This window comes from Bacillus sp. Marseille-Q3570 (genome assembly GCF_946151055.1).
In the GTDB taxonomy this organism is placed as follows: domain Bacteria; phylum Bacillota; class Bacilli; order Bacillales; family Fictibacillaceae; genus Pseudalkalibacillus.
The window spans coordinates 430,116-441,325 of sequence record NZ_CAMGYZ010000003.1; the positions used below are offsets into that span (position 1 = coordinate 430,116).

5 protein-coding genes and 1 other annotated feature are annotated in these 11,210 nt (G+C 41.3%); of the genes, 3 read left to right on the top strand and 2 right to left on the bottom strand.

Features of this window, described 5'->3' with window-relative positions; all coding sequences use genetic code 11:
• Positions 1-8: 8 nt before the first annotated feature.
• Positions 9-641, bottom strand: a complete 633-nt coding sequence (locus N8M93_RS07960) for a GNAT family N-acetyltransferase (RefSeq protein ID WP_261130759.1) — start codon at positions 639-641, stop codon at positions 9-11.
• Positions 642-1,086: 445 nt separating this feature from the next.
• On the opposite strand from N8M93_RS07960, the gene acsA reads away from it, so the two are divergent.
• Both acsA and N8M93_RS07970 read left to right on the top strand, forming a co-directional pair.
• Entirely contained in the window at positions 1,087-2,802 is a 1,716-nt protein-coding gene (acsA, locus tag N8M93_RS07965) for an acetate--CoA ligase (protein ID WP_261130760.1), read from the top strand.
• Between the two features lie 291 nt (positions 2,803-3,093).
• A complete protein-coding gene (locus N8M93_RS07970; protein WP_261130761.1) occupies positions 3,094-6,204 on the top strand; it encodes a GNAT family N-acetyltransferase in 3,111 nt (1,036 codons plus the stop codon).
• A gap of 64 nt (positions 6,205-6,268) precedes the next feature.
• On the opposite strand, the gene N8M93_RS07975 is transcribed toward N8M93_RS07970, so the two are convergent.
• Positions 6,269-9,070, bottom strand: coding sequence for a transglycosylase domain-containing protein (locus N8M93_RS07975; protein WP_261130762.1), 2,802 nt, complete (start codon positions 9,068-9,070; stop codon positions 6,269-6,271).
• Positions 9,071-9,282: 212 nt separating this feature from the next.
• Positions 9,283-9,497 (top strand) — a binding site (T-box leader).
• A gap of 80 nt (positions 9,498-9,577) precedes the next feature.
• Here N8M93_RS07975 and tyrS point away from each other — a divergent pair.
• Positions 9,578-10,819, top strand: a complete 1,242-nt coding sequence (gene tyrS, locus N8M93_RS07980) for a tyrosine--tRNA ligase (RefSeq protein ID WP_261130763.1) — start codon at positions 9,578-9,580, stop codon at positions 10,817-10,819.
• Positions 10,820-11,210: the final 391 nt, after the last annotated feature.

Below are 11,210 nucleotides of genomic sequence, written 5' to 3' on the forward strand. Positions count from 1 at the left end.
TGGACCTCCTAATACATGAAACGATTTTGGAAACGGAGCTGGTCGAATCTTTGAATGGATTCTCGATCGACACGGCTGCCGATTCTGGCCATCAAGCAGTTGGCGGGATGGGAGCTGATTTCAGGATCATCGGTTGCATACCATTCAAGGCCGCCGGCATTCATCATCTTTTCCATGACCTTTCGATAGTCCCAAACCGACAGCCCAGTTCCTTTCAAATCCCAATGCCAGTAGTACTCTGTTGTAATGACGATGAAATCTTCCATTGAATCATCCATCATCGATACATTCAATAGGTTTTTACCAATTTTATAATTACGGAATTCCGGTATGATTTCAATCGCACCAAGCTCGATCAGATTCTCCATATTACCCTGGGACCATCGTTCCAAAGGGTCAGGATATACATAGGTTACATATCCAACTATCCTATTTTGGTGACGCGCGATGATGATTCGCCCCTCTGGTAATCCAGCTATTTCAATCAGTGCTTTATGCTGTTCAGCTGGAGGCCGGAACGCAGTAAGATCTTCATGAAATTCATAGCTTGCAAGAGTTGTAGGCTTGATTGGACCTTCTAAAATCAATTTCCCCTTAGGTGTATTCACTGTTTTTGCGTTATAGATTTTTGTATGCTTCAAACTCGGTTTCACCACCTGTTCCATACTCTAGTTCCTATTATACATGAAATCACAAATGAGTAAGCGGTTTCAAACTAAATAATAGCAACAGTGTTAAAATTGAGAATAATCGAAAATATTGATATACTGAATCTAAATCTTAGACTTTGTTTAGTTTATCCTTGTTGATTTTCATTTTTCGAAAAGCGAAATTCGCGACACTCCTACAAGAAAAGCGAGACCCCACTGAGAGGAATAGGGAAGGATATCCAGCTCAGCGACCAGTCACTTGGATCACTTCAAACTTCATGCGGCGGCCATAGCCTCCTCGTCAGTTTTACAGTAACCTACGTGACTAACCGGGTCGCTTCCGCTTTTCGTATACCCGCGGGAGGGGAGGAAATTTCGCAGAAATCAGCAAATAACTATAACGAAGTCAAATCTTAAATAAAGGGGAGATACAATAATGAAAGTGGAAGCGCTTCCTGTTATCAATGGCGATCATAACCTACAAGATTATGAAACTACCTATAATTCTTTTGACTGGTCAGAGGTTGAGAAGAATTTCTCCTGGTCTTCGACAGGTCGAGTAAATATGGCCTATGAAGCAATTGACCGGCATGCGGAATCCGCAAAGAAAAATCAGGTAGCCCTTTATTTTTCAGATCCAAAACGTGATGAAAAATATACGTTCAAAGAAATGAAGGATTACTCCAATAAAGCAGGTAATATCCTTAAAGATCTTGATGTAGAAAAAGGGGACCGTGTTTTCATCTTCATGCCGCGTTCTCCAGAACTTTATTTCCTATTCCTGGGAGCTTTGAAAGTTGGTGCGATTGTCGGTCCATTGTTTGAAGCATTCATGGAAGGGGCAGTGACCGACCGTCTTGAAGATAGTGAGGCGAAGGTGCTTGTGACTACACCTGACCTTCTTGATCGCGTTCCTGTTGATAAATTACCAGCATTGAAACATGTCATCCTGGTTGGAGAAAACGTACAAGAAGATGACACTTATGCGGATTATTATAAGCGTATGGAGAGTGCTGGAAAAGACCTGCAAATCGAATGGGTTGACCGTGAAGACGGCATGATCCTGCACTATACTTCCGGGTCAACTGGAAAACCAAAAGGTGTTCTGCACGTCCATAATGCAATGCTTCAGCATTATCAAACAGGAAAATGGGTCCTCGACTTGAAAGATGATGATGTATACTGGTGTACTGCTGACCCAGGTTGGGTAACCGGTACTTCTTATGGTGTCTTTGCCCCATGGTTGAATGGTGCATCGAACGTCATTCGTGGAGGGCGATTCAGTCCGGAAGATTGGTACTCTACAATTGAAAAATATGGCGTAACTGTTTGGTATAGTGCCCCAACTGCTTTCCGTATGCTGATGGGGGCAGGCGATGAAGTCATAAAGCAATTTGATTTATCAAGCTTGCGGCATATCTTGAGTGTAGGGGAACCGTTGAATCCTGAAGTTGTCCGGTGGGGTTCAAAAGTCTTTGACCTCCGGATCCACGATAACTGGTGGATGACTGAAACAGGTGCACAATTGATCAGTAATTTCCCAGCCATTGAAATCAAACCTGGTTCAATGGGTAAACCGATTCCCGGAGTGAAGGCTGCGATCATTGATGATCAAGGAAATGAATTGCCTCCATTCAGAATGGGGAACCTGGCAATCAAGAAAGGTTGGCCGTCGATGATGAGAGCTATATGGAACCGTCCTGAGAAATATGAATCTTATTTCACAACAGGGGATTGGTATATTTCTGGTGATTCCGCTTACATGGATGAGGACGGATATTTCTGGTTCCAGGGTCGTATCGATGATGTCATCATGACGTCCGGTGAACGTGTCGGTCCTTTTGAAGTCGAAAGTAAGCTGGTCGAGCATCCGGCCATCGCGGAAGCAGGTGTCATCGGAAAACCGGATCCTGTTCGCGGAGAAATCATCAAAGCGTTCATTGCCTTACGCACTGGTTACGAAGCAAATGATGAGCTTAAAGAAGAGATCCGGAGTTTTGTGAAAAAAGGGTTGGCTGCACACGCAGCACCGAAGGAAATTGAATTTAAGGATAAACTGCCGAAAACCAGAAGTGGGAAGATCATGCGCCGTGTCTTGAAGGCATGGGAACTAGATCTGCCGACAGGCGATTTATCTACAATGGAAGATTAATAGCAACAAGAAAAACCGCATAGTATAGTTCAGAAAAATAACGGGCTGTCCCATTCATACTTTCATTGGGGCAGCTTTTTTTATTTAAAGAAAGATAAGTCCTTTCTTCAATATAAGCGCACAAGCTAGTGGCTTCGGAAGCAATACACCGCACGAAGGAAAAGCGATTGCTTTTTCGAAGAACTAAGGCTCAGCTAGCTTTGCAAAGTTTTCTTTAGTCTAACATGCAGCAATAAAATGTAAAATTATGTTAAAGTAGTATGTATGTAGGAGTGAATGGGGGGATACAAAATGACTCAAATCGTCGATCAGATCAAAATCGTAGAATATGAACCTAGTTATGCTGCTGCGGTTGCTGAAATGTGGAACAATAGCCAGGATGGATGGGGGGGAGGAAATTCTGTACACACTGAAGAACAAATCCTCAGAGAAGAAGCAAATTCGACAAACCTTCATCTGTACCTGGCTTTGGAGGGAGAAAAGGTTGTTGGATATTGCAGTCTGGGTGAATATAAGGAAGATGAAGGTGCACTTTATATTCCACTTCTGAACGTGCGGAGTGATTATCATGGTAAAAAGATTGGGAAGAAGCTGTTACTGAAAGCTTTAGAAAGGGTCACCGAAATGCAATGGCCACGACTTGATTTGTATACGTGGCCAGGTAATACAAAGGCTGTGCCTTTATATAAGAAGTGCGGATTTTTTTGGGAAGAAAGGGACGATACCACACATTTGATGAATTTCATGCCAACCGTTTTACATACAGAAGCGGTTCAGGAATTTTTCAAAGATATGAATTGGTATGAGGCCAGTACCAGACCAATTGAAGTTAAGCCAGACGGCTTAATCGAAAACAATTTCCACTATTATGAGTATTCATGGGATAAACGTGGTGAAATGCTGAAAATGGAATTTGAGCGTTATGGACGAGGGCTTCGTTCGATTGAAACAGATGATTATAAGATTTCTGTCACCGTAGAAGACTTCAACTTAGTTTTTGGCGCCGAGTATAAAGTTCGTTATCACCTTAAAAATAAGACCGGAAAGCCTTTAACTTTGTCTCTGTACGGTTGTGATAATAAGAACATCCAGTTTTCCTTTGAAAAGGATTACTTAGAAGTGAAAGATGAAGAAATCATAGAGGCTCCATTTTTCGTTGATCGGATTGAAGAAGAACAAAGTGCTTGGAGAACGCATCCTACAGTAGATACGAATGTATTGATCAACGGAAAAACAGCAAGATTCCAGGTCGGAGTAGCGTCTGAATTTCCAGCGAAAGTTCGGTGCCATATACCTCAAAACCTATCATTTATCGGCCAATCGTCCAGCTTATATGTGGATATTGAAAACAATTATAAAGAAACCATGACGTTTTCATTTACGTTACCAGAAAGTGAATTATTAACTCTGGAAAAAAATAATCTAGAGGTGACGCTGCAACCCAAGGCGAAGTGCTCGATTCCACTTACCTATGCACTTAAGAAACACGGGTTTTATTCTCCAGATATTAAGGTTACAGCGAGAAAAGCGGATGGTTCTCGAGTTTCTTTCACGAGAAGAATAGGTGTTGCATTTAAGGGAATTGGAGCCAGGTTTTTTGGTGAAACTGAAGAGACTTACCACATTTATAATGGTCAATACCATATGTGGCTTCAAAAATTCGATAACTGGTTGATCCCTGGAAGTGAACAAACGAAAGATCAGGATTCCGCATTCATGTTTCCGCGTCTTGGAAAACCTTTCTCGGAAGAGTTTTCAAAGTTAAGAGCTGAAAATGTCGAGTTTTTTGAGGATGCTGGTTCTATTGGTTACAAGGCATCGTATTCTTCCAAGTCTTATCAGGGGGTAAAATTACATGCAGTGGCTAAATTATTTTCAGAAGGCTTGATTGAACACCATTATGAAGTAGAAAATACGAATTCAAATACACTTGACGACATTCTCTTTCTCAATAATTCAATCTACCATACGCTTGAAAGAGCGGTTATCCCTTATGAAAATAGATTGATTGAAATGAAGGATTCAATCGGTTCGAATCATGAATATTGGAATGGTGATTCCGTCTCTGAAAATTGGATGTTTTCAAGGGATGATTCCAATCCACGCGGACTTAGCTGGTCTAAGAATGTAAAAATCAACTTTGGGGGTTGGTTTGTCTATTTTGAAAACCGGATTGGAAAGTTGAAAGCTAATGAAACAGTTAAAACTGATCCTGTATATCTTTCAATAGGCGCTTTTCGAAATTGGCAGTCTTTCAGAGAATTTTCATTACAGAAATCGCTTGATCATGGATTATTGACCGATCATCTTGAATTCAATGTGAATGGACATAATCCCTTCATTACCCAAGAGTCAATCAAGGTAAGCGTAACGGAATACAAAGCTTCTTACCTGAATGGTGCTATTGAGATTCGTTCAAAAGATCAAACATTAGAAGAGAAAAGGGTACATTCAGCAGAAGAAATCAAGATGAAAGACTTTGACATTTCTTTAACTGATTTATCTCAAACTGGGATATTGACAGCAAACTTGAAATTGGATGCGATCGAATCAGAAAAATCCTCCTTTTATGTCAAGATTGGAAGTGAAGGTGTCCGTTTTGAAACAGCAGAAGTGAACGGTTTGGAAATCTTCAAATGCAGTAATGGTTTGATGGACATTTCAGTTGCGCCTGACTTCTATCCTGGTTTGTATTCACTCAAATGGAACAAACATGAATGGCTTGATTCTTCATACCCGAATGTAAAGCCAAAGTCCTGGTGGAATCCTTGGGCAGGAGGAGTGGAGAATAGACTGAGGGATGTCAGTCCAAGGTCTTTATTAAAGGAAAAGCGCCATGCGGAATTCGTTTCAAAAGTGGATTCTAAAAAAAACAAATGGGAAGGAATCAAGGTGGTCGTTCGACTTGAGGAAAATGAAACATATAAAGGTTTCGAATATCACCAATACTTCTTGCTATTACCTGGGACGCCTATACTTTGCCAGACGACAGAAATCATTCAAAGCACAGGGCACTATCTCGATATGAAAAAATGGGATACCAATTGTTTCTTCCACCCAGGTACAAAAATGGAATATAGCTGGGGTAACTTCCAGAATGACGCTGGTGACTGGCAGAAAATCTATGGTGGAAAAGGTGAGCAGCAAATGAGGGTGGCACGAAATGTCACATTCGGCTCAGATGAGCATGAAGACATTATGCAGGTCATCACGGATCTAACTGGTTCTCGTATGAATTCTTATATTAATAAGGAAATCATGTTCCTGGAAATCAATACAAAGCTTAACGTAGCGGATGGAAAAAGGGTGTTTACTAAACCTGTCTTCTTCCTTGGGAATCAAACGGTTATTCCCGAAAGCGCTTTAGAAGATTTGAAGTCCATACGTTTCAAAGGTAAATAGTCATGGTAATAAAAATGGACCTAGCAAGTTATCAACTTTGCTGAGGTCCATTTTGTTTACAAATTTAATTCTCGGGATCGTCCTCCGTGTCCTGTCCTGGTGGTGGAGGAGGCTTCGGTTTATCATCATCATTTGGCGGTGGTGGGTCCTTAGGTTTATCCTCTTCAGGTGGTGCTGGATCTTCCCCGACTTTCACCGGATTGCTGTTCTTCGACTCTTTCCCGGATATATCAACTGCACGTACGATATACGTAAAGTTTCCACCTGAAATCTTGAAGCTTTTTGCATTGCCGCCTTTTACCTCGCCGACTGCTGAATATGAATCACTGCCATTGGCTTTGCGGTAGATGCGATAACCGATGACATCTTTTTCACCAGAGGCATTCCAGGTCAGTGTTGCACCGCTGCGCTTCAATGAAACTGCACCTGGTGCTTTACCATCATCTTTCAACTCATCGTCACCGATGATGTTATCCCAATCGTCTTTGATAATATTGTCTAAATTAATATCATCAAAATAATCCTTATTGATCATGACCCCGTCTGAGGCGAATCCTCCTGGTGTATTGGCACCGGCTTTGAATTTCCTGCCTTCTGAATTCACAACGTATTTCACTTGCTGCAAGCTGTCGTCTTCCTCTTTCGGTAAATACTTCACGTTGAAGAGGTCCGTTTTCACAAGCCCAGCTTCCTTACACAACTTAGAAGGGAGTTTTCCTGAAATTCCACAGAATGATGCGCTCGTAATTCCACTTGGTCGTTTATGTTTTTCTTTTGTCAACAACTCAGGTTTTACATCATATGCAGCGTTCATCAGCGCAGCCCAAATCCTTTGGCTACGAGCACCGTAACCTTGAGCTACCTTTTTAGGTGTATCATAGCCTAGTCTCAAGCCCATCGTTAAATTCGGATTGGTCGCAATGAACCAAGCATCATGAAAGTCTTGAGTCGTTCCAGTTTTACCAGCCCAATCAACCCCTGAGTGCTTTAACATACCAGGCAGTCCGCGAGCTGTACCGCCTCTTACGACATCCCGCATCATATCTAACGTCAGATAAGCGGTTTGTGGAGAAAAGACATCCGTTTTTTTCGATTTATGTTCATAAACGACTTCGCCATCTTTTGATTTAATTGATTTGATCATATAAGCGTCCACGAACTTCCCTTTATTACTGAAAGTTGTATAGGCATTAGTAGCCTCTTCGACAGTTACCCCGGTTGTCATTCCACCCAGGGAAAGGGAAGGATAGTACCGTTCTTCTTCACTTAAAGTAGTGAAGCCCATTTTATACAAATATTCGGTTGCTTTCAAACGGTCCATTTTCACATAGGTCCGTGCTGCGGGTATATTGTATGAAAACTGTAATGCTTTACGGGCTGTGACAAGCCCATGATACCTGCCATCATAGTTATTTGGGCTCCAGGCACCAGAACCTCCTGTATTTGCATAAGTGAACTTTGTATCCGGAATGATGGATCCAGGTTGGATCAGTCCCATTTCCATTGCTGGCGCATAGACAAGAATTGGTTTCATAGTCGAACCATTCGGCCGATACGATTGCGTCGCGTGGTTCAAGTTTTCTTGTTCATAATCACGCCCGCCGACGAAACTGAGGATTTCCCCAGTGTCATTTTTGATCAGCATTGCACCGACATCTTCCATTTCCTTTTCTCCCGTATCAGGGTTTGTGATGTCAGGACCATATGGAACTTTATTTTTCGCTTTTTGCCATGCATCATAAATCTTTTTATCAATCGTTATATCGATTTTATAACCATTTTTGCGTAATTCAAGATCAGCTGCTTTTTTGTAGCTCGCCTTTTCAGTCGGTGTCAATTCTGAATACTTTTTACCATCTTGTTTGGCTAGCTCGACTTTCATCACATCTGTGGCCCTTTTCTCGATTTCCATTGTCAAATGCGGGTAATTTTCAAATGGGCTCGGTGAGCTTTTTGTAAATTCCTTCGTGACGTCTTGAGTCAGAGCTTTGTCATATTGCTCTTTGGTTATGTAGCCACCAGAAAGCATTCTCGATAAAACTGTTTTCATCCTGTTGAGCCCAGGATCCAGGTTCTCTTTTACATTCCCATTATTGGTGAACGGGGTATACCCGAATGGACTTTGCGGCATTCCTGCAATATATGCGGACTGAGCCAGGTTCAGCTCTTTAGCATCCACTCCAAAAATTCCCTGAGCTGCAGCTTGGATTCCAGCAATATTATGGCCAGAAGCATTGCGCCCGAATGGAACGATGTTAAGGTAGGCTTCAAGGATTTCTTCTTTTTCAAAGTATCTTTCAAGTCTCATTGCGAGAAGCATTTCTTTTGCTTTACGATCGAAAGAGACTTCACTTGTAAGCATTTGATTTTTTACAAGCTGCTGGGTTAGAGTGCTTCCACCTGTTTGCACCGCGGCACCAGTAACTTCCTGGAAAATGGCACGGGCAATTGCTTTTGGCACGATTCCTTCATGCTCTTTGAAATATTCATCTTCAGTAGCAATGACAGCATCGACCAAATATGGTGAAACTTCTTTAAGAGGAATTTCTTGTCGAACGATATCGGAACGGAGATTCCCAAGTAAGGTACCATCCGAAAAGTAAATTTTACTAGTCTCAGTATAATTATAAATTTCATTCTTCATATTGTCGTATGTTCTGATCTCTTCATCTTTCACCAATGAAGCAAAGTAACCGGCACCAACGCCTGTTGCAAAAAAGCCACCAGCAATCGTTATGACTAATAAGACTAAAAACAGGTTCCATACCACTTTCCCGGTAATACGGCTAAATTTAAATACATTTTTATCATCTAAAACCTTCATGTAATGTTTCAATTTTCCAATGAAGGTTGATAGGTGATTCATGGTCATACCCCCCTAAATTTCCAACTTTTATTATAGCACATACGCGAGATATGGAATACCTTGTTGTCGATATATAAGGGCATCTAATTTGACATTGTCTCATGGTATGTGGTACAAAATGATTATACTTTTTTACATTATAAGGGCAACTAAGTTTCGGCCTGCTCTAAGGCTTGGTTTGCCAAGTATCCTTTACATATATTGTACATAATGATGAAGCGTAGACAGGAATTAGTAGCAGATTCCTCACTGTAAGCAGAGAGCTGGTGGCCGGTGAAAACCAGTACAAAGGAAAACTGTGAATTACCTCCTTGAGCACCTTTTGTGAAAGATTCAGTAGCAAAAGGCGGCACCCAAGCCGTTATCTGAACGAAGTGGAAGCATTTTGCTTCAAGAAGGATGGTACCGCGTATCTAACGTTCCTTTCATTACGAAAGGGACGTTTTTTAGTTGAGTTAATAAAAAATAACTTAAAATTTAATTAGCAAGATGGAAAGGTGATGGAAAGTGGAAAAAGAACATGTACTCACACCAGCACAGCAAGAAGAGGTTGAGAGACAGTTGACAATTTTAAAAAGAGGGACAGTCGAGATTGTACCGGAAGAGGATTTGAAAAAGAAGATTGAGAAATCGATTGCTACAGGTAAGCCATTAAAGGTGAAGCTTGGACTTGACCCATCAGCACCTGATGTCCATGTTGGTCATACAGTAGTGTTGCACAAACTTCGTCAATTCCAGGAATTCGGGCATGAAATCCAATTATTGATCGGTGATTTCACTGGCCGTATTGGTGATCCCACCGGAAAATCGGAAACAAGAAAACAGCTGACAGACTATGAAATCAAAGAAAATGCGAAAACTTATGTCGAACAATTCGGTAAAATCATTGATATGGAAAAAACAGAAGTTCATTTCAACTCGAAATGGTTGTCCAAGTTGAATTTTGCTGACGTCCTAGAGTTGGCGGGCAAAGTTACAGTAGCACGTATGCTTGAGCGTGACGATTTTGAAAAACGTTATAAAGCGAATCAAGCAATTTCCATCCATGAATTCTTCTACCCATTGATGCAGGGCTATGATTCTGTTGCGCTTGAAAGTGATATCGAGCTCGGTGGTACGGACCAGAAATTCAATCTGTTGATGGGCCGCCAACTTCAAGAGGAATATGGCAAAGAGAAGCAGGTGACGATTACTGTCCCATTGATTGAAGGGTTGGATGGTGTTCGTAAAATGTCCAAATCCCTCAATAACTACATCGGAATCGACGAACACCCGAATGAAATATTTGGAAAATCAATGTCGATACCGGATGATTTGATGATCAAATACTTCGAACTTGCCACACCATCATCTATAGATGAAGTGCGGGCTATTGAACAAGGAATCCAAAGCGGTGAACTGCATCCAAGAGATATGAAAATCAAACTCGCAAAAACTTTCGTGGAAATGTACCATGGCAATGATGAAGCTGAGCTTGCTGAAAAACACTTCAGAACCGTTTTCTCAAAAGGGGCATTGCCAGATGATATCCCTGAACATGCCTGGGTCGGCGAAGATGAAATCTGGATCGTCGATATGATTGTCAACTTAGGACTCTTGAATTCCAAAGGGGAAGCACGCCGCATGATCCAAAATGGTGGAGTCAAGATCAATCAGGAGAAAGTCGATGACGTCCAACAGCAGGTTCCAGTGGAAGACGGTATGATTGTCCAAGTTGGAAAGCGTAAGTTCGTGAAGATCACAAAATAATAAGCACCATTGAAGGTGAAAAAACCCAAGGATAAGAAAATTGCTCCTTGGGTTTTTGTAGCTCATTAGAATACGCTTCAAAACTGAAAAAAACGTAAATTTAGAGGACACCTGTTCCGTTATTTGTGACATTGCGATATGTTTTGAAAAATTAGAGGACATCTGTTCCTTTATTCGCTTAAAAATGGGCTGATTTTTCCACGTTTTATACTGATAAGGTCTCTGGTGTCCACTAAATTCTTGATGATAGAGTTTTATTAAAACGGTTCTACGTCAATTGTTGGGGTAGGAGATCGTGCTCCTATCCCTTAACCTACTTGAAATTCTAAATCTTTAAATTGATGGTGCAATAATATACGTAATCGTAAACGGTCATGTCGTTGGAAACCAA